23 protein-coding genes and 1 pseudogene are annotated in these 24,168 nt (G+C 61.3%); 13 read left to right on the forward strand and 11 right to left on the reverse strand.

The window, feature by feature from the left end; translation table 11 throughout:
* Window positions 1-4: 4 nt before the first annotated feature.
* A complete protein-coding gene (gene thiD / locus CHB97_RS04805) occupies window positions 5-805 on the forward strand; it encodes a bifunctional hydroxymethylpyrimidine kinase/phosphomethylpyrimidine kinase (protein WP_089286746.1) in 801 nt (266 codons plus the stop codon).
* A complete protein-coding gene (locus CHB97_RS04810) occupies window positions 802-1,233 on the forward strand; it encodes a DUF3293 domain-containing protein (protein ID WP_089286747.1) in 432 nt (143 codons plus the stop codon). Before thiD ends, CHB97_RS04810 begins: the two co-directional genes overlap by 4 nt.
* Here CHB97_RS04810 and CHB97_RS04815 read toward each other — a convergent pair.
* Complete coding sequence (locus CHB97_RS04815; RefSeq protein ID WP_089286748.1) at window positions 1,230-2,645, reverse strand: PLP-dependent aminotransferase family protein; 1,416 nt, start codon at window positions 2,643-2,645, stop codon at window positions 1,230-1,232. The genes CHB97_RS04810 and CHB97_RS04815 overlap by 4 nt on opposite strands.
* Window positions 2,646-2,824: 179 nt before the next feature.
* Between CHB97_RS04815 and CHB97_RS04820 the strand changes: the two genes are divergently transcribed.
* The 5 genes from CHB97_RS04820 to CHB97_RS04840 all read left to right on the forward strand — a co-directional run bounded on the left by CHB97_RS04820 (window position 2,825) and on the right by CHB97_RS04840 (window position 7,012).
* Window positions 2,825-3,439: a LysE family translocator gene (locus CHB97_RS04820; protein ID WP_160105565.1), complete on the forward strand. Its 615-nt coding sequence runs from the start codon at window positions 2,825-2,827 to the stop codon at window positions 3,437-3,439.
* A 17-nt stretch (window positions 3,440-3,456) separates the two neighbouring features.
* The gene (locus tag CHB97_RS04825; protein ID WP_244559385.1) at window positions 3,457-3,888 is read left to right on the forward strand and encodes a GNAT family N-acetyltransferase; all 432 of its coding nucleotides are present in this window, start codon (window positions 3,457-3,459) and stop codon (window positions 3,886-3,888) included.
* A gap of 17 nt (window positions 3,889-3,905) precedes the next feature.
* The gene (locus CHB97_RS04830; protein ID WP_089286751.1) at window positions 3,906-4,688 is read left to right on the forward strand and encodes a PhzF family phenazine biosynthesis protein; all 783 of its coding nucleotides are present in this window, start codon (window positions 3,906-3,908) and stop codon (window positions 4,686-4,688) included.
* Window positions 4,681-5,142 carry a GNAT family N-acetyltransferase gene (locus CHB97_RS04835; protein ID WP_089286752.1) on the forward strand — a complete coding sequence of 154 codons (462 nt, stop codon included), beginning with the start codon at window positions 4,681-4,683 and terminating at the stop codon, window positions 5,140-5,142. Before CHB97_RS04830 ends, CHB97_RS04835 begins: the two co-directional genes overlap by 8 nt.
* Before the next feature lie 241 nt (window positions 5,143-5,383).
* Window positions 5,384-7,012 carry a hypothetical protein gene (locus CHB97_RS04840; RefSeq protein ID WP_244559386.1) on the forward strand — a complete coding sequence of 543 codons (1,629 nt, stop codon included), beginning with the start codon at window positions 5,384-5,386 and terminating at the stop codon, window positions 7,010-7,012.
* 60 nt (window positions 7,013-7,072) lie between these two features.
* Here CHB97_RS04840 and CHB97_RS04845 read toward each other — a convergent pair whose 3' ends face one another.
* The 8 genes and pseudogenes from CHB97_RS04845 to CHB97_RS04880 form a co-directional block, all read right to left on the reverse strand.
* The gene (locus CHB97_RS04845; RefSeq protein WP_089286753.1) at window positions 7,073-8,143 is read right to left on the reverse strand and encodes a phosphotransferase; all 1,071 of its coding nucleotides are present in this window, start codon (window positions 8,141-8,143) and stop codon (window positions 7,073-7,075) included.
* A gap of 15 nt (window positions 8,144-8,158) precedes the next feature.
* Window positions 8,159-8,941, reverse strand: coding sequence for an SDR family NAD(P)-dependent oxidoreductase (locus CHB97_RS04850; protein WP_089286754.1), 783 nt, complete (start codon window positions 8,939-8,941; stop codon window positions 8,159-8,161).
* Between the two features lie 15 nt (window positions 8,942-8,956).
* A complete protein-coding gene (locus CHB97_RS04855; RefSeq protein ID WP_089286755.1) occupies window positions 8,957-9,721 on the reverse strand; it encodes a glucose 1-dehydrogenase in 765 nt (254 codons plus the stop codon).
* A 101-nt stretch (window positions 9,722-9,822) separates the two neighbouring features.
* Window positions 9,823-11,667: a hypothetical protein gene (locus CHB97_RS25780; protein WP_143270709.1), complete on the reverse strand. Its 1,845-nt coding sequence runs from the start codon at window positions 11,665-11,667 to the stop codon at window positions 9,823-9,825.
* An 85-nt stretch (window positions 11,668-11,752) separates the two neighbouring features.
* Entirely contained in the window at window positions 11,753-12,211 is a 459-nt protein-coding gene (rlmH, locus tag CHB97_RS04865; RefSeq protein ID WP_089286757.1) for a 23S rRNA (pseudouridine(1915)-N(3))-methyltransferase RlmH, read from the reverse strand.
* A gap of 128 nt (window positions 12,212-12,339) precedes the next feature.
* Window positions 12,340-12,780 (reverse strand): ribosome silencing factor, encoded by a 441-nt coding sequence (gene rsfS / locus CHB97_RS04870; RefSeq protein WP_371332957.1) that lies wholly within the window; start codon window positions 12,778-12,780, stop codon window positions 12,340-12,342.
* A complete protein-coding gene (locus CHB97_RS04875) occupies window positions 12,777-13,490 on the reverse strand; it encodes a nicotinate-nucleotide adenylyltransferase (RefSeq protein WP_089286758.1) in 714 nt (237 codons plus the stop codon). Before CHB97_RS04875 ends, rsfS begins: the two co-directional genes overlap by 4 nt.
* Window positions 13,471-14,763, reverse strand: a pseudogene (locus CHB97_RS04880) (glutamate-5-semialdehyde dehydrogenase); the annotation flags it as partial. The gene CHB97_RS04875 and the pseudogene CHB97_RS04880, both read right to left, overlap by 20 nt.
* A 76-nt stretch (window positions 14,764-14,839) precedes the next feature.
* Between CHB97_RS04880 and CHB97_RS04885 the strand changes: the two are divergent.
* Window positions 14,840-15,070 carry a hypothetical protein gene (locus CHB97_RS04885; protein WP_089286760.1) on the forward strand — a complete coding sequence of 77 codons (231 nt, stop codon included), beginning with the start codon at window positions 14,840-14,842 and terminating at the stop codon, window positions 15,068-15,070.
* Between the two features lie 79 nt (window positions 15,071-15,149).
* Window positions 15,150-16,046 carry a bestrophin family protein gene (locus CHB97_RS04890; protein ID WP_089286913.1) on the forward strand — a complete coding sequence of 299 codons (897 nt, stop codon included), beginning with the start codon at window positions 15,150-15,152 and terminating at the stop codon, window positions 16,044-16,046.
* 211 nt (window positions 16,047-16,257) lie between these two features.
* On the opposite strand, the gene CHB97_RS04895 is transcribed toward CHB97_RS04890, so the two are convergent.
* Window positions 16,258-17,460 (reverse strand): pyridoxal phosphate-dependent aminotransferase, encoded by a 1,203-nt coding sequence (locus CHB97_RS04895; RefSeq protein ID WP_089286761.1) that lies wholly within the window; start codon window positions 17,458-17,460, stop codon window positions 16,258-16,260.
* A 187-nt stretch (window positions 17,461-17,647) separates the two neighbouring features.
* Between CHB97_RS04895 and CHB97_RS04900 the strand changes: the two genes are divergently transcribed.
* The 4 genes from CHB97_RS04900 (at window position 17,648) to CHB97_RS04915 (ending at window position 22,062) form a co-directional block, all read left to right on the forward strand.
* A complete protein-coding gene (locus CHB97_RS04900; RefSeq protein ID WP_089286762.1) occupies window positions 17,648-18,346 on the forward strand; it encodes a hypothetical protein in 699 nt (232 codons plus the stop codon).
* A gap of 66 nt (window positions 18,347-18,412) precedes the next feature.
* Window positions 18,413-20,662 carry an excinuclease ABC subunit UvrB gene (uvrB, locus tag CHB97_RS04905; RefSeq protein WP_089286763.1) on the forward strand — a complete coding sequence of 750 codons (2,250 nt, stop codon included), beginning with the start codon at window positions 18,413-18,415 and terminating at the stop codon, window positions 20,660-20,662.
* Window positions 20,663-20,787: 125 nt separating this feature from the next.
* Window positions 20,788-21,588 (forward strand): DUF2189 domain-containing protein, encoded by an 801-nt coding sequence (locus CHB97_RS04910; RefSeq protein ID WP_089286764.1) that lies wholly within the window; start codon window positions 20,788-20,790, stop codon window positions 21,586-21,588.
* Between the two features lie 111 nt (window positions 21,589-21,699).
* Window positions 21,700-22,062, forward strand: coding sequence for an argininosuccinate lyase (locus CHB97_RS04915; RefSeq protein ID WP_244559387.1), 363 nt, complete (start codon window positions 21,700-21,702; stop codon window positions 22,060-22,062).
* Between the two features lie 236 nt (window positions 22,063-22,298).
* Here the strand turns inward: CHB97_RS04915 and CHB97_RS04920 are convergent, their stop codons facing one another.
* Entirely contained in the window at window positions 22,299-24,092 is a 1,794-nt protein-coding gene (locus tag CHB97_RS04920) for an acyl-CoA dehydrogenase C-terminal domain-containing protein (RefSeq protein ID WP_089286765.1), read from the reverse strand.
* Window positions 24,093-24,168 lie beyond the last annotated feature (76 nt).

Here is a 24,168-nt window from a genome sequence, read left to right on the forward strand (position 1 = left end):
GGCAATGCAGGGACGGGTTCTGATCGTCGCCGGGTCGGACAGTGGCGGCGGGGCGGGCATTCAGGCCGATATCAAGGCGGTCACCGCCCTTGATGGTTATGCCATGACCGCCATTACCGCGCTGACGGCGCAGGACACCCATGGCGTGCATGGCATCCACACGGTGCCGGTACCGTTCCTGGTGCAGCAGATGGAACTGGTGCTGGCCGATCTGGGGGCCGATGCGGTGAAAACCGGGATGCTGGCCACGGCGGAGGTGATCCACGCCGTGGCCGACACGCTGGCGGCGCGCGCACCGGGTGTGAAGCTGGTGGCGGACCCGGTGATGGTGGCCAAGGGGGGGCACCGGCTGCTGGATATGGACGCCACCGATGCCGTACTGACCCGCCTGCTGCCGCTGGCCAGCGTGCTGACCCCCAATGTGCCGGAGGCCGAGGCGCTGACCGGTCTGGACATCCGCACGGTTGAGGATATGCGCCGCGCCGGGCGTGACCTGCTGGCGCGCGGGGCCAGGGCCGTGCTGATGAAGGGCGGCCATATGGAAGGCCCGGTGCTGACCGACCTGTTGCTGACGGCGGACGGGGAGCACGCTTTCCAGGGGGAGCGGTTGAATACCCGCCACACCCATGGCACCGGCTGTACCCTGGCCTCTGCCATCGCCACCGGGCTGGCCCAGGGGCTGGATGTGGTGGCGGCCGTGGCGCGGGCGCGTCGCTATGTCGATATCGCCATCCGCACCGCGCCGGGTTACGGCCAGGGGCATGGCCCCTTGAATCACAGCCATACCGTGGGGGCCTTCGCATGAGCCGGATTGACGCCAAACTGCTGGATGCCTATCAGGCGACATCCTATGTTGTGCTGGAGGGCAAGCGCAGCGCCACTGCCCGCGTGATGGCCCTTAATGGGGAGATCGACGCGCTGCTGGAAAAGCGCGGATCGGCGGAAATTGTCTTCGTCACCGCCTGGAACCCGAAATCCAAGCCCGCCAGTGCTGAGGCCAATGAGAAGGCGACCGCCAAGCTGCGGGATATTCTGGAAGAGGAAGACCTGGATTATCTGCCGGCGGAGTTCCGGCCAGCATCTAAGGATTGGCCGGTGGAAAAGGGCTTTGCCATTTTCGACCTGGCCCCATTCGATGCGCTGCAACTGGCGGAAATGCTGGGGCAATATGCCATTGTCTGGCAGGGCCAGGGCCAGCCGGCCCATCTGATGTTCACCACGCTGGCAGTTTAAACCAGTGCCGCACTGCTGGCCACCGGGTGTTCAATCAGGGTGGAGAGAATATCCAGCCCCTTTTCCAGGGTGCTTTCCTGCTCCACCCCCAGCAGGCAGATGCGCACAGCATTGGCAATCTCCCCCCGGCCGGCAGCGAAGGCATCGGCCGGGGTGATCTTCACGCCGCGTTCCAGCGCCACCCGCACCAGATCTTCCCGCCGGATATGATCGGGCAAGGGCAGCCAAAGATGGGTGACATCCGGGTCGGAATGAGCCAGCCGGTCGCCATCCAGGATGGCGCGGGCCAGATGCTGGCGGTTGGCCACCTGCTGGCGGCGGCGGGCGGCGATGCGGCTGGCCTCACCACTGTCGATCAATTCCGCCGTCACCACCATGCCCAGATGGGCCGGTGTCAGCACGGTCGCCCGCAGCACCGTCGCCAACCGGTCCAGCAACGGGCGGGGGGCGACGACATAGCCGGTACGCAGGCCGGGAAACAGGCTTTTGGAGACGCTGGAGACATGCAGCGTCACATCCGGCCCCAGGCTCGCCAGGGTGGGCACCGAGGGGGATTTCAGGAAGCCATAAACATCATCTTCCACCAGCATCAGGCCGATGCGCCGGGCGACATCCACCAGCGCCCGGCGGCGTTCCAGCGGCATGGTGATGGTGGTCGGGTTCTGCAGGGTTGGCATACAATAGAGCACATGCGCCCCATGGTTGCGCGCCGCCTGTTCCACCGCATCGGGCAGCAGCCCGTCCCCATCCATCGCCACCGGGATCAGCCGCAGGCCCAGATGCAGCGCCAGGGAGCGGATGCCGGGATAGGTCAGTTGTTCCACCAGCAGCGCATCCCCCGGATGGGTAACGGCGGCCAGGGCAGCATGCATCGCCCCCTGGCCGCCAGTAGCCAGCAGGATTTGATCATGGGAGCTTTCCAGCCCGGCACTTTCCGCCAACCAGCTGGCGATGCTGGCCCGCAGGCGGGGATGGCCCATGGGCGTCTGATAGGACATCAGGTCCAGCAGGTCCGGCTGCTGTGCCACCGCCATGGTGGCCGTGGTCAAGGCCACCCCATCATTCCACAGCGCCGACGCATTGACCGACAGATCGATCAGGCCCCCCAGCGCCAGCAACCCGCCCTGCTCTGAAACCGGTTCCAGCAGGCGGCGCGGGTCGCGCACAAAGGTGCCGCGTCCGACCTCCCCCCCGATCAGGCCCAGCCGCTCCGCCTCCTGATAGGCGCGGGTGATGGTGCCCACCGTCACCTTCAACTCCCAGGCCAGATCGCGGTGGGTGGGCAGGCGGGTGCCCGGGGCCAGCCGACCAGCGGCGATATCATCGGACAGGGCGGTGGCAATGGCGCGGTAAAGCGGACCAGACCGGCCTTCCAAGGCGGGGCGCCAGGCGATTGTCGCGGGCTGGTTCATGATTTTCGTCCGGTCTGGATAATTGTAACCAATACAATCAGTCGATTGCTTGAAGATTGTCCTGATATTATGCCGATGGTCGGACGGTTTCAAGGGGCATGGGGCTGGCTTGCAGGAATGTCGCAGCGCAATGCCGGTGGATGATGGAAGGATTGTGCGGTGACAATCAGGGGGCTGACATGAATGAACCTGTCACCGGCGGTCTTACTGAGCATATCGTGGCGCTGGCCGCCTATTGTATCGCCACATCCATCACGCCCGGCCCGAACAATATGATTTTGGCGGCCAGCGGGGCCACCTTCGGCTTTCGTCGGACCCTGCCCAACATGGCGGGCATTATTGTCGGCTTCATCGGGCTGGTCTTCCTGGCGGGGATCGGTGGCGAAAGCTTGATGCGCGCCGTGCCGCTGCTGGCCGTGGTGCTGAAATGGGCCGGTATGGCCTATCTGCTGTATCTGGCCTGGAAGATCGGCACGGCCGGTCGGGCAGAGGCGGGGACGCGTTCACGTCCGTTTACCTTCTGGCAGGCAATGGCCTTCCAGTTCATCAATCCCAAGGGGCTGGCCATGGCGATCTCATCCCATGCCACCTTCCGCATCCCCGAACTGGGGGAATGGGGCAGCATCCTGACGGTGACCGGCATGTTCCTGTTCGTCGGGATGCCCTGCACCCTGGTCTGGGCGCTGTTCGGGCAAGGGGTGGGGCGCTGGCTGCGCGATGATAGGCGGTTGCGCCTGTTCAACGGTGCCCTGGGGCTGGCCACGGCGGCCAGCGCCCTGTTGCTGCTGGTTTAGCGATGGAGGTTCAGAAGATGCAACCCAACGTCCTTTATGCCATCGAAAGCCGTCTGCGCACCGCCGAATTCATTGATGTGTTGCGCCGCTCCGGTTTGGCTGAGCGGCGCCCGGTGGATGATCCTGCCCGCATCGATGCCATGCTGCGCCATGCCAACCTGATCATCACCGCCCGTGCCGAGGGGCTGCTGGTGGGGGTGGCGCGCGCCGTCACCGATTTTTCGTTCTGTTGCTATCTCTCTGATCTGGCGGTGGATAAGGCTTGGCAAGGCAGGGGCATCGGTCGGCGCCTGATGCGGGAAACCCGCGATGCCGCCAGCCGCGACATTGCCGATGATGGCGGGCGGCCGCTGCGCTGCCTGTTGCTCTCCGCCCCCGCCGCCATGGGCTATTACCCCAAGGCGGGCTTGGCCCGGCTGGAGAATGCCTTCGATTTCACCAACCTCTGACCCGCTGAGGCCCCAAGATGCGCTTGCCCCTTTATCAGGTGGATGCCTTTACCGACCAGCTGTTCGCCGGCAATCCGGCTGCCGTGGTGCCCCTGTCGCAATGGCTGCCGGATACGGTGATGCAGAAGATCGCGGCAGAGAATAATCTGGCCGAAACCGCCTTCATCCTGCCCGATGGGGATGGTTGGGCCATCCGCTGGTTCACGCCGGAGGCGGAAATTGATCTGTGCGGCCATGCCACGCTGGCCAGTGCCTTTGTCATTGCGCATTTCCTGAAACCGGGGGCAGGGCTGATCCGCTTTTCCACCCAGGTGGCGGGGGAACTCCGCGTCACGCGCCAGGGGGAACGCTTCAGCCTGGATTTCCCGGCCCGGCCGGGGGCGGTGGCAGAGGTGTCGGCGGATGTGCTGGCGGCCTTGGGCGTGGCAGCACCACCGGCCGCCTTTGCTGCCCGCGACCTGATGCTGGTCTATGATCGGGCGGAACAGGTGGCGGCGGTAAAGCCGGACTTCGCCGCCCTGGCCCGCACGGGCCGGAAAATCATCATCACCGCCCCCGGCGACGATGTTGATTTCGTTTCCCGCTTCTTTGCCCCCAGCGTTGGCATTGCCGAAGATCCGGTGACGGGCTCGGCCCATTGCACCTTGATCCCCTATTGGGCGGATCGGCTGGGCAAACCTGAGCTGACCGCCCGGCAGATTTCCGCCCGTGGCGGTCAGCTCTGGTGCCGGATGGAGGGGCCGCGGGTGCAGATTGCCGGCCACGCCGTGCTGTATCTGGAAGGCACTATCCATGTCTGAGGGCAGCTTCCCACCCGCCGGCTGGCACTGCCGGCGGGACGATGGCCATGTCATTTCCTGCGACCGGGAGAGACTGGATTTCGACTTCATCCATCGCTCTCTGGCGGCCAGCTACTGGTCGCCAGGGATCAGCCGGCAGGCGGTGGAGATGGCCGCTGCCCATAGCATTCCCTTTGGGCTTTATGCGCCTGATGGAAGGCAGGTGGGCTATTGCCGGGTGATCACTGATCAGGTGTCACTCGCCTATCTGGCCGATGTCTGGGTTGAGCCCGGCTTGCGCGGCTTGGGTTTGGGCAAGTTCCTGGTCGGCACCGTCACCGGCATTCCAGCTTGGCGGGCAGTGCGGCGCTGGCTGTTATTTACCGCCGATGCCCATGGGCTTTATCAGCAATTTGGTTTTTCCGGTCTGGTGGAGCCTGACCGGGTGATGGCAAGGCTGCCCAGCCGCGCATGACAACAAAATAGCCCAGCCCTGAGCGGCTGGCCGAAATGCGTATTACCTTGTTTACCTTATCTGAGGAATTGAGCAAAATGCTTTTGGTTTTCCGCTGACACTTCGCGCCCTGCGCGTAAAGCGGTTATGCGGTCCGGTGGACGGTCATTTCTGGGCATTGTCTGTGGATAAAGACAAATTAATCGGAACCGTCCGTACGGTCTTCGAACTGCATAGCTTTCACGGCGACACCTGGCTTGTCGTGCGGGAATCGCCTGACCTGCGTCAGCTGGAACCGTCGGCCGCCATGCTGGTGCAGCGCGCGGAGGTGGATGGCATCCGTTTGGTGCGGCGCACTGACTATATCGATCATGAATTTACCACCACCGTCACCATGGTGAAGCGGCTGCGCGCCGGCGTGCAGGAGGCTGATCCGTTGGCTCGGGCCAATCCGGGCCGCGATGCATCCTGGTGCGACCAGCCTGATGATGTGCTGGGTGATGTGCAGCGGCAGGTGATGCGCGTCTTCTTCGCCAAATATCTGGATGAAAAGCGGCTGACCCCGCTGGAAGTGCTGACCTATGAGGTCCATGCCAAGGCGCTGGACGGGGCGGGCACGGTGGTGCAGGGGGCCTTGCAACGTCTTGCCTCCATCCAGGTGCGTGGCACCAAGCAGACGGCCGTGTCGCGCATGAAGGAACTGATGGCCCTGGCCGATAATGGTCTGGCCCGGCTGCTGCGCAATGCCAAGGCCGGCCCCGCCCTGGCCATTGGGCCCGGCGGCTTGGCCGCCCTGTTCGATGCCTATAAGGGGCCGGCGGATCAGCTGGTGCCGGCGCTTTACCGCGCTTTGGCCGCCTATCTGGCGGATACCAAGAACTGGGTGGAAAAGCTGGATCGGCTGTTCCAGCTGGCCAACCCGGCACTGAGCAGCCGGGAAATGCGGCTGCTGGACAGTCTGGCGGCGGAAATCCTGGCTTCCCCCTTTGCCTTGAAGGAGTTGGCGGGGCAGGAGACGACGCGCCTGGATCTGGTACTGAAAGCCATCGATCTTTATGTCGGCAATCTGGCCCGCGACGGCGGGGTGCAGTTACCCGGCGTGCGCGCCCTGTCCACCCTGCTGGCGGATGGCGCGCTGCCCCGCACCCTGGCGGAGCTGCGGCTGGGCCTGTTGCGCCACCTGCACGCAAGATTGCCCCTGCGCAGTGATCGCGGCATCCGAGATGAGATGCAGGCCACGGTGGAGGTGTTGACCCATCTGCGGCGCAAGGCCCCAGCCCTGGCGCGGGATGAGGAGGTGCTGGAGGCTTTGTCCCAGCGCGCGGATCGCCTGATCCAGCCCGAGGCCATGTCGGAACTGATCGGGCCGATCCGCAGCACGCTGACCCGCGCCGAAACCGTGTTGAGCCTGGCGGAAAGCGCGCCGGGCGACGCGCCCAGGGCCAAGATTGCGACATATCTGCGTCCGCTGATCGCCCCGGAGGATATTATCCGGGAAGAGGGAAGCCGGCTGGAGGCAATCAAGACGCTGGCGACCCTGGCCCGCCGCGTCGCCATGTCCGGGATGCCGGTGGGCTTGCGGCGGGAGATGCTGGATATTCTCGACACGGCGATTTTTGAGAATATCCGCACCGAAATCCTCAGCAGCCAGACGATGAACTATACTGACCGCATCCTGGCTATCATCCGCCTCTGTGGCGGTTTGCCAGAGGGGCGGGCGCGTCAGCTGGCGGGGGACCAGCTGACCCAGGCGCTGAAACGGCCGGAATTCATCCTGAACTATCTGGAACGGTTCCCCGGCGCGCAGGAACGGCGTGACGCTTATTTCAAACTGTGCAGCGCCATGGCGGAGTCGGGTCTGGTGGATAAATCGCTGGTGCCGCAGGGCTGAACGCCCCCGCGGCACCTTCTTTACCAATGTCCCTCACGCGCCGGGCTGGCGGTTGCCAGCCTATTTGTCGGAGATGAATTTCCAGCCCGTTTCTGCTGCGGCCCGCGCCACCTCCCCATAGGCGAGCGCCCGCCGATCCGCCGCATTGCCCGCCAGCGCGCGGGCATAGACGCCCTGGCAAATGGCGGTGATGCGGAAAAAGGCAAACGCCATGAAATAGGGCCAGTCTGGAATGCCGGAACGCCCGGTACGCCGACAATATGCCGCGACATAGTCGGCCTCTGTCGGGATGCCCCGGGCCGCCAGATCGATGCCCACCAGACCGGGGAACTGTTTGATGCCAGCGGGCAGGTGATAGGCCATGCAATTATAGGCCAGATCGGACAGGGGATGGCCCAGCGTGGCCAATTCCCAATCCAGCACCGCCAGCACGCGCGGTTCGCTGGGGTGCAGCATCAGATTGCCCAGGCGGAAATCGCCATGGGCGATGCTGGTTTCATCCCCGGCCGGCACATGGGCGGGCAGCCATGCCATCAGCCGGTCCATGGCGGGGATGTCACTGTCCCCACGTGCGGCAATGAATTGCTTGGACCAGCGGTCGACCTGCCGGGCGATGTAGTTTTCCGGCTTGCCGAAATCGCCTAAGCCCGCCGCCTGCCAATCCACATTATGCAAGGCGGCCAGGGTGGCGTTCATCGCATCATAGGTGGCGGCGGCCTCCGCAGGGCTCAGCCTGTGCAGCGCCACATCGGACAGAACGCGCCCGTCAATATGGTCCATCAGGTAAAAGGGCGTGCCGATCACCTCTTGATCGTCACAGATCAAGCGGGCATTGGGCACCGGCACGCCGGAACCGGCGAGCGCCCGCATGATGCGATATTCCCGCTCAATCATGTGGGCGCTGGGCAGCAGCTTGCCGGGTGGCTTCTTACGCAGCACCAGCTTTGTGCCATCTGTGGCAGTCAGCAGGAAGGTGGGGTTGGATTGCCCGCCCTGGAACTGGCCCACCTGCCAGGGGCCGGGTATTTCCGGCAGGTGGCGGTCCAGGAAGGCGGCCAGCGCCGCCTCATCAAACCGGTGCTGGGGCAGAACCTCAATCACGCTGGCGCTGGTCTGGCGGGCATCCGTCATGGCGTTCACTCCCCTTCAGATGACTGTTGGGTCCGCTATTGTCGCCCCACCATCGGCCACGATCAACTGTCCTGTAACAAAGGCACCCGCCGGGCCGGCCAGCATCAGCGCCACGCCGGCAATCTCCTGCGGTTTGCCGAAGCGGCCCAGCGGCGCACGTTTACGCACAGCGCGGGCGATATCGGGATTGTCGGTCAGGGCCTTGGCGAAATCCGTTTCCACGATGCCAGGGGCGATGGCGTTGACACGGATGTTGGACGGGCCGAACTCCACCGCCAGATTGCGCACCAGCGCCGCCTCTGCCGCTTTGGACACGCCATAAGCACCGATCACCGGATTGCCGCGCAGCCCGGCGATGGAGGACAGCACGATCACCGAGCCGTCACGCCGTTCGGCCATGGCGGGCAGCACCATGTTGCACAGCCACCAGGTACTGCGCAGGTTGCTGCCCATGATCTTGTCCCATGCCTCATCGCTAAGGCTGCCCAAGGGGCCATAGGCAGGGTTGATGGCGGCATTGGCGACCAGAATGTCGATGCGGCCCCATTGGGCGATGGTGGTATCCACCAGATTTTGCAGTTCTTCTTTCCGCCCGATATTGCAGGGGACGGCGATGGCCTCCCCCCCGTCAGCGATGATGGCATCGCGCACGGCCACACAGGCGTCCAGCTTGCGGGAAGAGATGACGACCTTGGCCCCGGCGCGGGCAAATTCCTCCGCAATCGAACGGCCAATGCCGCGCGACGAACCAGTGATCAGGGCAACCTTGCCGGACAGATCGAACAATGGATGGGTCATGTTGGCGTCTCTCCCTTACCGCGCTGTGGTGCCGCCATCGACGGCGAATTCGCCGCCGGTCAGGAAGCTGCTTTCATCGGACAACAGGAACAGGATCATGTTGGCCGCATCTTCCGGTTCCCCCATCCGTTCCAGGGCGGCGGTGCGTTCCAGGCGGCGGCGCAGGCGTTCCGGGTCGGGCGAGAGGTCCAGCATCTGCTGCACCATCGCCGTCTTCAGAAAACTGGGATGCACGGAATTGCAGCGGATATTGTACTTGTTCTGGGCGCACCACAGCGCCACCGATTTGGACAGCAGCCGCACCGCCCCCTTGGCAGAGCAATAGGCCGGCAGGTCCGGCGCGCCGCGCAGCCCGGCGACGGAGGAAACGTTCACGATGGCCCCGCCGCCCGTGTGCTTCATGGCGCGGATGGCGTGCTTGCAGCCCAGGAAGACGGATTCGGTATTCACCGCATGGACCAGCCGCCAGCCTTCCAGCGTCTCTTCCTCAATATTACGGAGCGATCCGCAGCCGGCATTATTGACCAGCCCGTCCAGCTTGCCGAACCGTTCCCCGATTTCGGATATTACTTCCACCCAGCGGGCCTCGCTGGTGACATCCTGGGGCAGGAACAGGGCACCTTCGCCCAGTTCAGCGGCAGCAGCCTCCCCACCGGCGACATTGCGGTCGGTGATGACCACCCGCGCCCCTTCGCGCAGCAGCACCCGCGCCGTTGCCAGCCCGATGCCCGAGGCACCACCCGTTACCAGGATGATTCGATCCTGCACTCTGCCAGCCATCTTTTCCTCCCCTGCCGCCGGGTGCAACGCCCCGGCGTGTCAAACGTTTGTTTGAGTGTAGGCATGAAAGGCGGGGGAGGGCAACAGGGAAGGGGGGTGAGTTATTGAAGCGGAGGGGCAGGACATGTGAGGGGCTCGGCCGGTATTTTGTCCCCACGGATAACCGCCTCCAGAAGGGTGAATTGAGTGCGACCTGGCGGATTGATAGGGTCTATGGAATAAAATTTATTTGTTTCATCCTGTACCCACCTTGAATACATTTTTATTAATGCTCGTAGCGCGATAGCCTCTTGGGCTCTACTTATGTTTCTTGAGGAAATAAGTGATGCAATTATTTCATATTTATTTCCATACGCTCCGTAATGATCAACTATGTTGTAAAACATATCAGAATTTTCATATGAATATTCTTTCTTATTTTCTATTTTTCTGCAGTATAAAATATTTATTATTTTTCTAATAAAATCATCATTTTTTGCAATCATCAGGGATTTGTACGGGATAAATCCTGTAAATTCATCGTATTCCTTATTGGTATAGGGGAGTGTTATTGGCATATAGTATTTTCCTTCAAGCATATCAATAATTTCCAATTTTGCCCAGTTTATCACCTTCTCTACCTTGAAATAAGATAGAATTAATACCTTTTTTTGATATTCAATATCAGCCTTATCAACCATTTCGCTGGTTGATAAGGCTAAATTTAATTGCTGACTTGACTTTGTGTCATAAAAATCTTGTATTTCACATACCATCAACATTTTTAGAACAATTTTTGGCCATTCTTGTTTAAAATTTTGAAGCTCTAAAACGTGATCATTTTTATTTGTAAAATTTTTATTAACAACAGATACAAATTCAACTATAAAATTATATGGCCCTCTATCGTAAAAATTATTATTTTTCTGTTTATTGAGAAATTTTACAAAGTAATTGTCTATGATATGATTTATGTATTTATATTGACCGCTTGCAGAAAAATATTGAGCGCTCAGCATGATTGCATCTACGCCGTTGTTTTTGTTAAGATAATTTATAAATATCTCACGGGCGTCAGGATGGTTTCCTTTCGCAAGCGAATTTAAAATTTTGATCTCGAAATAATATTCACTATCTGGGTCTTGTATATTTTTAGTATACTCTAAATTAATACGCTTCAAAAAATCGGGCCAAGGAGATAAATCTAGGCTGATATCGCTTCGAAAGCCCCATTTCGGCATTTTTTTCTGGCTGATCAATGTGTACATCTCGATAAGATGCTTGCTTGGCATCAGCGGGCTGATGGATCTCAGGTGATCTAACATATGCCGGGCTTGATATTGTTCCTCCTCCGTTGCGTCTTGGCGCAGTCGTTTCTGCGCTAATTCATCCAAAACAGCCAACTGCCTCTCGGTTGAGTTCCCACGCTGTATATTGAGATATAATTCAATCAGATTAGCCAAAAAAGGCTTTTCATCGTTATATAAAGAAACAATTTGAGAATTTTTAAGGTGCAATATAGAGATATTATTTTCATTTTTTCTTAAATAAAGTATGTATGTTTTTCCATTTTCTGGTATGAAATCTTCACATTTTTGTCCATTGTACAAAATACCCTGATTTTTAAAGGGTTCTAGAGATTCCACATTATTAAATTGAAATCCCAGTGTTAGAGTGAAGTGCTCCGGTATGTCGCCTTTCAACGTCCGGCTGGTCTGTAAGGTAACAGTTCCTGGCTCCCATCCCTCTCTATCGCGTGTATTCCCTTTAGATTCAACAATCTCTTCAGCACGGGCGATAACAATCGCATCTGCCATGGCCGTCAGATCGAAACTGGATGGTCTGGTTACAACAGGTTCCCCATCGCAAACAGGGTCTGGTGGCACTAAGGACAACGCCCGCGCCGGCAAAACCGGCAGCCATGTTGCAAGCACAATCACCAAACCCAACAGCCCCCGAATACGCATTATTCCCCACCCCGGACTTATTTGTCAGGGGAAGGCTACATCCATACGCGCCAAAAGGGAATTATGCGTTGGGCTGATGCCTTTATCACGCCCGATGGTACGGGTGCCCGGCGATGATCTGCTGGGCGCGGTAGAGCTGTTCGGCCAACATGCCGCGCACCATCATGTGCGGCCAGGTCATGGGACTGAAGGCCAGCACCAGGGCGGCGCGCTGGCGGATGCTGGCATCCAGCCCGTCGGCACCGCCAATGACGAAGGCTAGATCGCTGATGCCGGTGTCGCGCCACTGGCCGACGCGGGCGGCGAAATCCTCCGACCCCATCATCCGACCGCGTTCATCCAGCGCCACCAGCGTGGCGGAGGGGGGCAATGCTGCCAGCAGCAACTCGGCTTCCGCCTTCTTCAACTCCTCCCCCTCCAGCCGCTTTTTCGTCTCCACCTCTCGCAGGGTGAAGGGCCAGGAGAGGCGGGATTTATACTCTTCAAACAGATCGCGCGCCGGGCCGGGCTTGGCCCGCCCGACGGCGGCAAGCCACAGGCGCATGGGGGAGTCCTTAAAGGTACGGGTAGCGGCGGAACAGCAGCAAGACAAGCGGCAGGGCAGACAAGCCAAGGGCGCCCAGGCTGTTGCCCGGCGCCCTGTCGCAAACCAGCTCTGATAAACGGCGCGTGTTATTGCGCCGGCAGCATGTCGTAGCCGGGGGCCAGGCTGTTCAGCGAGGCCGGCAGTTCCACGCCCCACATCTTTTCGATGCTGTAGAAGGCGCGCACTTCCGGGCGGAACAGATGCACGATCACATCGCCAGCATCCACCAGCACCCAGTCGCATTGCGGATAGCCTTCCGCGTTGCCGGCATGGACGCCGATATCGCGCAGCTTGGAAATAAGCTGTTCGGCCATGGCACCGACCTGACGGGCCGAGTTACCGGTGGCGACCACCAGATAATCCGCCATCGTGGTCTTGCCGCGCAGGTCGATGGTGATGACGTCTTCTGCCTTGTTCTCATCCAGAACCGTCAGAACCAGATCGCGCGTGCGTTCCGGCATGTCGGCGGCGGCCAGGTGGCCGGTCTGGGTGGAGGTATTGATCTCTGCGCTCGCTGTCGTATTCACCGAATAATCCGTCCTTGATGATCCACGCCGCCAGCACCACCCTGGCACCGTATCGCCGTGGCCGAAGCAGGATGCAGGGGTGCTTCCAGAAACACCCAGGCCGGTGGCTTTGCCCCCGCAAGGTGCTTGGCCGCCGACATCTGCCATCGCGCTTTGGCGAAACGCCGGGCGGCCTTTCCGCCCAGCGCGCCGACAGAATAAGGCTGACGCGGAAATATCGCAACGGGGACCATCCCGAATATCCGCGTCCAGCCCCGCCAGCGCGGCACCTGGGCCAGATTGTCGGCTCCCATCAGCCAGACGAAATCCGTTCCCGGAAAATGCCGTTTCAGCCCCGCCAGCGTGTCCACCGTATAGCGCGTGCCCATACGGGTTTCGATATCGCTGACCCGGATGCGCGGGTGGTTGGCCACCCGCGCGGCACCGGCCATCCGCTGGGCCAGTGGGGCCATTCCATCCAATGATTTCAATGGGTTCTGTGGGCTGACCAGCCACCACACCTCATCCAGCCCCAGCATCCGCAGGGCCATCAGCGACATGTGCCGGTGCCCCCGATGCGCAGGGTTGAACGACCCGCCCAACAGGCCGACGCGCAACCCCCGCCACAGCCCCCCCGCCAGGGGGCGGGGGGGCGTGGGAAGGGCTGTGCCATGCGTGGCGGTCAGGTCGGTCGCGTCGGGCGTGCGTGCATCAGGGGCGGGTGTGCCCATCGCCCCGCACCACATATTTATAGCTGGTCAGCTGTTCGGCCCCCACCGGCCCGCGCGCGTGCAGCTTGCCGGTGGAAATCCCGATCTCTGCGCCAAAGCCGAATTCGCCGCCATCGGCGAACTGGGTGGAGGCATTGTGCAGGACAATGCCGCTATCCACCCGCGCCAGGAACCGCTCCGCCGCGTCGGCATTTTCGGTGATGATGCTGTCCGTATGGTGGCTGCTGTGGCGGGCAATATGGGCGATGGCCGCATCCACATCCGCTACCAGCTTCACTGACAGGATGGCATCCAGATATTCGGTGTCCCAATCCTCCTCCGTAGCGGGCAGGACGCGGGCATCCAGCGCCTGCACCCCGGCATCGCCCCGCACCTCACACCCGGCCTTGATCAGATCATCCAGGATGGCGGGCAGCAGGTTTGCCGCCACATCCTGATGTACCAGCAGGGTTTCCGCCGCCCCGCAAATGCCGGTGCGCCGCATCTTGGCGTTCAGCACCACGCGGCGGGCCTTTTCCGGGTCGGCATCCTTGTCCAGATAGACATGGCAGATGCCATCCAGGTGATAGATCACCGGCACCCGGCTTTCGGCGGCCACGCGCCCGGTCAGCGACTTGCCGCCGCGCGGGATCACCACATCCACCCAGCGGGTCATGGTCAGCAATTCGCCCACGGCGGCGCGGTCGGTGGTGGTGGGCATCTGGATGGCATCGCGCGGCAGCCCCGCCGCATCCAGCCCCTGATGCAGACAGGCCAGAATGGCGCGGGCGGAACGGATGCTCTCTGACCCGCCGCGCAGGATGGCGGCATTGCCGGATTTCAGGCACAGAGCGCCGGCATCCGCCGTCACATTGGGCCGGCTTTCAAAGATGATGGCGATCACGCCCAGCGGCACCCGCACCTTGCTAAAGCGCAGGCCGTTGGGACGCGTCCATTCCTCCAGCACCGCCCCCAGCGGATCGGGCCGGTCGGCGATTTCCTCCAGCCCCTTGGCGACGGATTCCAGCCGCGCTGGGTTCAGCAGCAGCCGGTCCAGCAGGGCGGCTGACAGGCCTTTGGCCTCACCCGCCGCCATATCCTGGGCATTGGCGGCCAGGATGGTTTCGGCATTGGCGCGGATGGCCTGGGCCGCCGCACGCAACGCCTGGTCGCGCACCGGGCCTGGCGCCAGGGCGATCTCCCCGGCGGCGGCGCGAGCGCGGCGGCCGAGATCATCCATAAGGCGCGCAATATCCTGACTGTCGGTGCTGGTCATGGTTCCACCCGGTGAATTGTTACGCGGATGCTAACCGTTTATTCGTCATATTTCACCCCTGCCGCCCGGATGCCGGCCATGCTAAGATGGAAAGATGATCAGTGGCCTCACCAATAGCACCCCCGATGTCGCCCGCACCGCTGTCAGCGGTTTCGCGGATGCCCAGGCTGTGGTGCAGGCCGCAACAGAGGCGGTGGCCGGCGGCGATGCCGATCCGGCCGTCATCCTTGACCTGAAAGGGGCCGAGGTGAAGGCCGGGGTCAGCGCCGCCGTCCTGAAGGCCGACCAGAAGAATTTTCAACGGTTGCTGGACGTGCTGGCCTGATTTTTCCGCAGGTGTGGCGGGGCAGGGCGGGGCCTAATCTCGGGCGCTCTTGTCGCCCTTTATCAAGGCCCTGTTCCAAATGATTGTCCGCCCAAAGCCCGGTGCGCTTGACGTGCTGTTGGCTGTCCGTGGCTCCATCATGCCGCAGATCATTATCCGCATCCTTACCATTGCTCTGATCGCCGCCGGCGCGGTGCTGGTGGGGGAATGGCAACCGCAGTCGCTGGCCCAGGTCAGTGCAATCCCCTTCACCCTGCTGGGCTTGTCGCTCTCCATCTTCATGGGGTTTCGCAACAATGCCTGTTATGACCGTTGGTGGGAGGGGCGAAAGCTCTGGGGCCAGATGGTGATCGATGTGCGGTCCTTCATCCGCCAGACCGCCGACCTGCCGCCGGGCCGGGCGGAGCCGCTGCTGCGCGGCCTGTCCGGCTTCATCCACGGCTTGGCGGCGCGGCTGCGCGATGGCGATGAGCAGGCGGCCATCGCCCCCTGGTTCAGCCAGCCGGTGGCGGCCGGCAGCATCAACCCCAGCGATGCCGCCCTGCGACAGGTGGGGCGGGATTGTTTCGCCCTGGTGCGGGAGGGGGTGATCAGCGATATCCACCATTCGCTGCTGGAAGCCCGGCTTGCCAATTTCGCAGCCGTGCAGGGGGGATGTGAGCGGATCAAGACAACGCCGGTCCCCTTCGCCTATTCGCTGCTGCTGCACCGCACGGCCTATCTGTTCTGCGTGCTGCTGCCCTTTGCACTGGCCGACAATCTCGGCTGGTGGACCCTGCCGGTGGTGATCATCGTCTCCTACACCTTCTTCGGGCTGGATGCGTTGGGGGATCAGTTGGAAGACCCGTTCGGGGCCGACAAGAATGACCTGCCGCTGGATGCGCTGACCCGGATGCTGGAGCGCGAATTGCTGGAGGCTGCCGGCGCGACCGAGTTGCCGCCGCCCTTGCTGCCGAAGAATTTCGTGCTGCATTGAGCGGACATGAAAAAGGCCGGCCCCACCAGGGACCGGCCTTTTTGCTTAGAGACTTATACCAGCGGCACGAAATCATGACCGATGGTCACGCTTTCGTGCGCATCAATCGCCGGCGGGCGCATCCGCGCCCTTGGCTACGCGGCACGTGCCGCGCGGCGGCAGTCGCCGCCGTACCAACGGTCATGAATGATGACCGTTGGTATTACGTCTCTTACTTCAAGCTGCCGCAGAAACGCTGAATGCGCGTGCAGGCTTCCTCCAGCACGTCGGTGCTGGTGGCATAGGAGATGCGGAAGAAGGGCGAGAGGCCGAACGCGGCGCCATGCACCACGGCCACGCCCTCGGCTTCCAGCAGTTCAGAGGCGAAATCCTCATCCGTCTCAATCACCTTGCCGGTGGGGGCCGTCTTGCCGATGGTGCCGGCGCAGGACGGATAGACGTAGAAGGCGCCTTCCGGATTGGGGCAGTGCAGGCCGGTCGCCTGGTTCAGCATGGAGACGACCAGATCGCGGCGTTTCTGGAACACTGCAGCGCGTTCCTTGATGAAGTCCTGCGGGCCGTTCAGCGCTTCCACGGCGGCGGCCTGGGAAATGCTGGTCGGGTTGCTGGTCGACTGGCTCTGGATCACGCCCATGGCCTTGATCAACGCCTTCGGACCGGCGGCATAACCAATGCGCCAGCCGGTCATCGAATAGGACTTGGAAACGCCATTGACCGTCAGCGTGCGGTCATAGAGTTCCGGCACCACCTGGGCGATGGTGGTGAACTTGAAATCATCATAGACCAGATGTTCATACATATCGTCGGTCATGATGTAGACATGGGCGTGGCGTAGCAGCACGGCACCCAGGGCCTTCAGCTCATCCGCCGTATAGGCCGCACCCGTCGGGTTGGACGGGCTGTTCAGGATCAGCCACTTGGTCTTCGGCGTGATGGCGGCTTCCAGATCAGCCGGCTGCAGCTTGAAGCCGTTTTCGGCCGGGCAGGCGACGGAAACCGGCGTACCCTCGGCCAGCAGCACCATATCCGGGTAGGAGACCCAGTAGGGGGCGGGGATGATCACCTCATCCCCGGCATTCAGGGTGGCCATCAGGGCATTGTACAGCACCTGCTTGCCACCGACGCCGACGGTTACCTGATCAGGCGTGTAGGTCAGGCCGTTCTCCCGCAGGAACTTGGCGCAGATCGCCTTTTTCAGTTCGGGCGTGCCATCCACATCGGTGTAGCGGGTCTGGCCCCCTTCGATGGCGCGGATGCCGGCGGCGCGGATATTTTCCGGCGTATCGAAATCGGGTTCGCCAGCACCCAGGCCGATCACATCACGGCCGGCGGCTTTCAGCGCGCGGGCCTTGCTGGTCACCGCAATGGTCGGTGACGGCTTGATGCGGGACAGGCGGTCGGCAAGGAACGACATCTATATTCCCCTGGTTGGGACGGTTTATGACCGGGCACGGACCTTAAATCCCCCCGTCATTGCGCAACAAGCATCCGATTTGGATGGGACGGGCGCGTTTTGGGCAAGGGTGGGGCGACAGCTTGCCCAGGGCGGCGGTGGGGGCGGAAGGGTGACAAAGCTGCCCGCATCGGCTATCCAAAATCCTATGCTGAGCGAACTTGCCTCCTGGATCGGGATTTCCATTGTGGACCTGATCACCATCGCCGTGATCACGGTGGTGGTGATTGTGTTGATGATCACCTTCGCCCTGTCGGTGAAACCCCGCAAATTCAAGCCGGTCAGCACCCGCCAATATAATGCCGAACTGTTCAAGCGCCGGATGGAACTGGAAGAGCTTTCCTATCCGATGTTGAACGAGGTGAAGATCGGCGGCGGCAAGGCGGGACCGACAAAGATTGATCAGGTCATGCGGCTGCCGGCCAGCATCCTGCTGATTGTGTCTTCCCCGCCGGATGTGGTCGGCACGCCCCGCTGCAGCCAGAATGCCGGGCAATGGAAATATGTGAAGCCTGACCATTCCGTGGGGGCCTTCCTGAACCCCGTGGTGCAGCTGCATCCGCTGATCAGCGCCATCCGGTCCCGCTTCCCGCTGGTGCGGGTGCGGGTCTTGTGCATCTTTCCCCGTACAGCGGAATTTGGCAGCCGCCCGCCGCGCGGCTGCTGCACGCCCGACAACATGACCAGCATTATCCGGGAAATGGCGGCAGAAGATGGTGTGCCCAACCAGGCCATGGATGCCGCCTGGGAAAGCATATCCGCCGCCCTGGGCCAGAAAAGCAGCAGCCAGAGCCAGGGCGGCGACGCCCTGCCGGAGAAAAAACGCGGCAAGCGGGCCAAACCCTGACGCCCGTGAACAAAAACGGATCAAAACCCCTTCCACAGCGGCCATGCTCGGCATAAATTAGCCTGCATGAGCAAGCCAGCCGCCCCCACCGCCGCCCTGCCCGATGCTTCCAACCCGCTGCCCTGGCGCGTGGCGCTGGAGGAGCGGCCGTTTCTGGAACCTTTGACGGTTGTTTCCGACTATACGCCCGCCGGCGACCAGCCGCGCGCGATTGAGGAACTGACCGACGGTTTGAACAAGGGGGAGCGGGATCAGGTGCTGCTGGGCGTCACCGGTTCCGGCAAGACCTTCACCATGGCCCATGTCATCCAGCGGGTGCAGCGGCCGACCCTGGTTCTGGCGCCGAACAAGACGCTGGCGGCCCAGCTTTATGGGGAGATGAAGAGCTTCTTCCCCAATAATGCCGTGGAATATTTCGTCAGCTATTACGATTATTACCAGCCGGAAGCCTATGTTCCGCGCACCGACACCTATATCGAGAAGGAAAGCTCGATCAACGAACAGATCGACCGGATGCGCCACGCGGCGACGCGGGCGCTGCTGGAACGGCGGGATGCCATCATCGTCGCCTCGGTCTCCTGCATCTATGGTATCGGCTCGGTTGAAACCTATACGGAAATGACCGTGCCGCTGAAGGTGGGGCAGCGGCTGGACCGGCAGCCATTCCTGCAAAGGCTGGTGGAACTGCAATATCGCCGCACCGATGTTGGGTTTGGGCGCGGATCGTTCCGGGTGCGCGGCGATACGGTGGAACTGTTCCCCGCCCACCTGGAAGATCGCGCCTGGCGGCTTTCCCTGTTCGGGGATGAGCTGGAGGCGATCCATGAGATCGACCCGCTGACGGGTGAGAAACTCATCTCCATGAAGGAGGTGCGGATTTACGCCAACAGCCACTATGTCACGCCCAAGCCGACCCTGTTCCAGGCGGTGGAACAGATCAAGCGCGACCTGAAAATCCGGCTTGAGGAATTCATGGCCCAGGGCAAGCTGCTGGAAGCGCAGCGCCTGGAACAGCGTACCACTTTTGATATTGAAATGATGGTGGCCACCGGTTCTTGTGCGGGGATCGAGAATTATTCCCGCTACCTGTCGGGCCGCAATCCGGGGGAACCGCCACCGACCCTGTTTGAATATCTGCCCCAGGAAGCGCTGCTGATTGTCGATGAAAGCCATGTGATGGTGCCGCAGATCGGCGGCATGTATCGCGGCGACTTTATGCGCAAATCCACCTTGTCGGATTTTGGTTTCCGCCTGCCATCCTGCGCCGATAACCGCCCGTTGAAGTTTGAGGAATGGGAGGCGATGCGGCCGCAGACCGTGTTCGTTTCCGCCACCCCCGGCAATTGGGAGATGGAGCGCACGGGTGGCGTGTTCGTGGAACAGGTGGTGCGCCCCACCGGTCTGGTCGATCCGCAGGTCATCATCCGCCCCACCGATACCCAGGTGGATGATGTGATGGCGGAGGTGCGGGAGGTGGTGGCGCGCGGCCTGCGCGTGCTGGTCACCACCCTGACCAAGAAGATGGCGGAGGCGCTGACGGAATATATGATGGAGGCGGGCATCAAGGTCCGCTACATCCATTCCGATGTGGAAACACTGGAGCGCATTGAGATTATTCGCGATTTGCGGCTGGGCGTGTTCGATGTGCTGATCGGCATCAACCTGCTGCGCGAGGGTTTGGATATTCCCGAATGCGGGCTTGTCGCCATTCTGGATGCCGACAAGGAAGGCTATCTGCGTTCCCGCACCAGCCTGATCCAGACCATTGGGCGTGCTGCCCGCAATGTAGAGGGCCGCGCAATCCTTTATGCCGACCGGGAGACGGACAGCATGAAGGCCGCCTTGGAAGAGACCGCGCGCCGCCGGGCCAAGCAGCTGGAATATAATGCCCAGCATGGCATCACCCCGGAATCGGTGAAGAAGAATATCGCCGATATTCTGGGCAGCGTGTATGAGCGCGGCGACCGGGTGGAGGTGGATACCGGGGCCGCCGAAGGCATCGGGCTGGCCGGCAAGGATATCAAGACCATCATTGCCGAGCTGGAAAAGAAGATGCGCGCGGCGGCAGCGGATCTGGAGTTTGAGGAGGCGGGCCGAATCCGTGACGAGATTCGCCGGCTGGAAGCCATCGATCTGGGGCTGGCGCCCGGTGCCTCTCCCATCCGCGCCTCCGCCCAGGGGGAACGCCCGCGCAGCCCGGCCAAGCCGGAGCGCAAGGCGGGTGGCCGCACCAAGGGGGCGGCAAAAACCAAGGATGGCGGGCTGGAAGTGGGGGGGATCGAGTTTGGCGGCAAGAATACCAAGCGCCGCCGCTGATCCCCCGTCCCATGTGAATTCGCCGGGGCCGGCGGCCTCAGCCTCCCGTTCTTGATTGGTTTGGTTAACATATCAATCTGATACAATTCGTCGCAGCCTGAACTTTATCCGGTGAAGGAGGCGATATGGCACAGCGTATCAGTGGCGGGGCGGTTTTCATTGCCGACCGTGATCCATCCATGCCGATGATCCGGCAGATCAGTGTGGCCGATCTTTTCCAGGCACTGGGGAAGGGGGTGGAGGATTTTCTGGCCGCCCCGACTCAGCTTCTGTTTCTGGGCCTGATCTATCCGGTGGTCGGCGGGGCGGCGGCTGCCTTCGCCGCCCAGACCGACGTGATCCCCATGCTCTATCCCCTGATCGCCGGCATCACCCTGATGGGGCCCTTGGCTGCTGTAGGGTTATATGAGGTGAGTCGGCAGCGGGAGATGGGGCAGCCGGTGACCTGGCGCAATGCCTTCGATGTGCGCCATTCCCCGGCCCTGGGGTCTGTCGCCTGGCTGGGTGCCCTGTTATTGACGCTGTTTGTCGGCTGGCTGGCGGTCGCGGAACGGATTTATGGCGCCACGATGGGGGGATTGGCCCCTGCCGATTCCATGGAGTTTTTGCGCCAGCTGATCAGCACACAGGAAGGCTGGTCAATGATCATCATCGGCAATGCGGTTGGGTTCGTCTTTGCGCTTACCGTGCTCTGCCTGACCGTTGTTTCCTTTCCCTTCCTGCTGCATCGCAATGGCGGGATCTGGCGCGCCATAAAGGTATCTGTGCTTGCGGTGCGCGGCAATCCCGCGCTGATGCTGCTCTGGGGCTTGATGGTTGCCGGCCTGCTGTTGTTGGGTTGTTTACCGCTTTTCGTTGGGTTGGCGGTGGTAATGCCCATCCTCGGCCATGCAACATGGCACCTTTACCGTGCAATGGTGGTTTAAGTGCCCCGCTATTTGGCAGATCAAACACAATTTAGTTGTTGAATCCGACCCTCCTTGCGCCTTATGACTGCTGATACTGCATTCAGCAGTCATAGAGGTAAGGGGGAAATCTTGTTCAAGCGGATGATAATGTCTGCCTTCGTGCTGACGGCTCTCGTCGGTAATGCCTGGGCTGAAGCAAAGCAGAACTTCACGCTGAAGAACCGTACCGGCTACACCATTTCCGAAGTCTATGTCTCTCCTGCCAAATCGGATGATTGGGAGGAGGATATTCTGGGCCGCGATGTGCTGTCTGAAGGAGAGAGGGTTGACATTACCTTCAGCCGTAAAGAAAAGAGCTGCATCTGGGACTTGAAGGTCGTTTACGACGACGGGACTCCTGCGGAATGGGAAGGGTTCAACCTCTGCGAGGTTTCGACCATTTCGATCTTCTATGACCGCAAAAAGGACCAGACCTGGGCTGAATATAACTGATCCCAATCTCTTTTGATCGTGACCGATCAAGGGAGATTTTACGTTCCCTCAGGTGCCGGGCGCTGCCTCCGGCAGATTGGCTTACGCGGGCATGTGCCCGCGGGCCGGCAGTCGCCGGCCTCCAACCCGCCTTTAGGCGGGTTGGTATGATCCTTTCTTTCGCACGGTCAGGATGAAATAGTATGGGCCGCCGGATCGCTCTGGCGGCCCATATGCTTTTCAGGAAAAGTCAGCGATCAGAACTGATCGACCGGCATTTCCATCATGCTCTTGCCGCCGGCCATCAGGCTCTTGAAGCGGAAATCCACCTCCGGCAGCATCTTGTCCATGAAGAAGCGGGCGGTCTTGATCTTAGCGTCGTAGAAGCCTTCCTTGCCGTCCGTACCCTCGGCCAGCTTTGCTTGCGCCACCTTCACCATCTTTAGCCACATCCAGCCGAGCGCAACCAGACCGAAGATGCGCAGATAGTCGGTGGAGGCAGCACCGGCTTCATCCGGGCGGGCCATGCCCTTCTGCGCGACGACAGCGGTTGCCTGCTGTAACTTGCCAAACGCCTTTGCCAGCGGCAGCACGAATTCCAGCAGGGTTGCGTCTTCCTGGCTCTGCTCCAGTTCGGCCTGCATCGGGTGGAAGAAGCGCCGCAGCAGGCGGCCCATATTCTGGGGCATCTTGCGGCCCACCAGATCCAAAGCCTGGATGCCGTTGGTGCCTTCATAGATCATGGCAATGCGGGCATCGCGCACGAACTGTTCCATGCCCCATTCGCGGATATAGCCGTGACCGCCATACATCTGTTGGCTGTTGGTGGCGACCTCGTACCCCATGTCGGTGAAGTAGGCCTTCACCACCGGGGTCAGCAGGGCAACGAAATCCTCGGCCTCCTGCTTCACCGCCGGGTCGGGGTGCTTTTCATACATGTCGATCATCATGCCGACCCAGTAACCCAACGCGCGGGCCCCTTCGGAGAAGGCCTTGCCCTGCATCAGGTTCTTGCGCACGTCGGGATGCACGATGATCGGGTCGGCGGCCTTTTCCGGCGCCTTGGTGCCGGAAAGCGAGCGGCCCTGGATACGGTCCTTGGCATAGGCAACGGCGTTTTGATAGGCGACGGCGCCGATGCCCAGCCCTTGCATCCCAACGCCCAGACGGGCGGTGTTCATCATGGTGAACATGGCGCGCATCCCCTTGTGCGGCTCGCCCACCAGCCAACCCTTGGCATCGTCGAAATTCATCACGCAGGTGGCGTTGGCCATGATGCCCATCTTATGTTCGATGGAACCGCACATCACGCCATTGCGCACGCCGGGCTCGTTATCCTCGGTCGGCAGGAATTTCGGCACCAGGAACAGGCTGATGCCCTTGATGCCCGGCGGGCCGTCCGGCAGCTTGGCCAGCACCAGATGGATGATATTATTGGTCAGGTCATGTTCACCGGCAGAGATGAAAATCTTGGTGCCAGTGATGTTGTAGCTGCCATCCTCATTGGGGGTGGCGCGGGTCTTCAGCAGGCCCAGATCGGTGCCGCAATGTGGCTCCGTCAGGCACATGGTGCCAGACCATTCGCCGCTGACCATCTTGGGCAGATAGCGCTGCTTCAGCTCATCATTGGCGTGGGCGCGGATGGCGTTCATCGCCCCCTGGGTCAGGCCCGGATACATGGCAAAGGACATGTTGGCGGAGCACAGAAGCTCCTCCAGCACCACGCCCACCGTGTGGGGCAGTCCCTGGCCGCCATAATCGGGATCAAAGGCCATGCCCTGCCAGCCGCCTTCGACATATTTGTCATAGGCTGCCTTGAAGCCCTTGGGCGTGCGGACGACGCCATTCTCGTAATGGCAGCCTTCCTCATGGCCGGACAGGTTGATCGGCTGCAGCTCGTTCTCACACAGCTTGGCGGCCTCCTCAATGATCGACTGGATCAGGTCGGGGGTCGCATCCTCGTAACCCGGCAACTGGGTCAGGGACTGCGCGTTCAGCACGTCGTTGAGGACGAAATTGATGTCTTCCAGCGGGGCCTTGTAGATCGGCATCTGAATTCTCCGTGTGGACCGCTACCGCGGCAGACCCGCACCCCCTGACACGCCCGGCACCGATGGATGGATTATC

It is taken from the genome of Azospirillum sp. RU38E (genome assembly GCF_900188385.1).
Taxonomy (GTDB): domain Bacteria; phylum Pseudomonadota; class Alphaproteobacteria; order Azospirillales; family Azospirillaceae; genus Niveispirillum.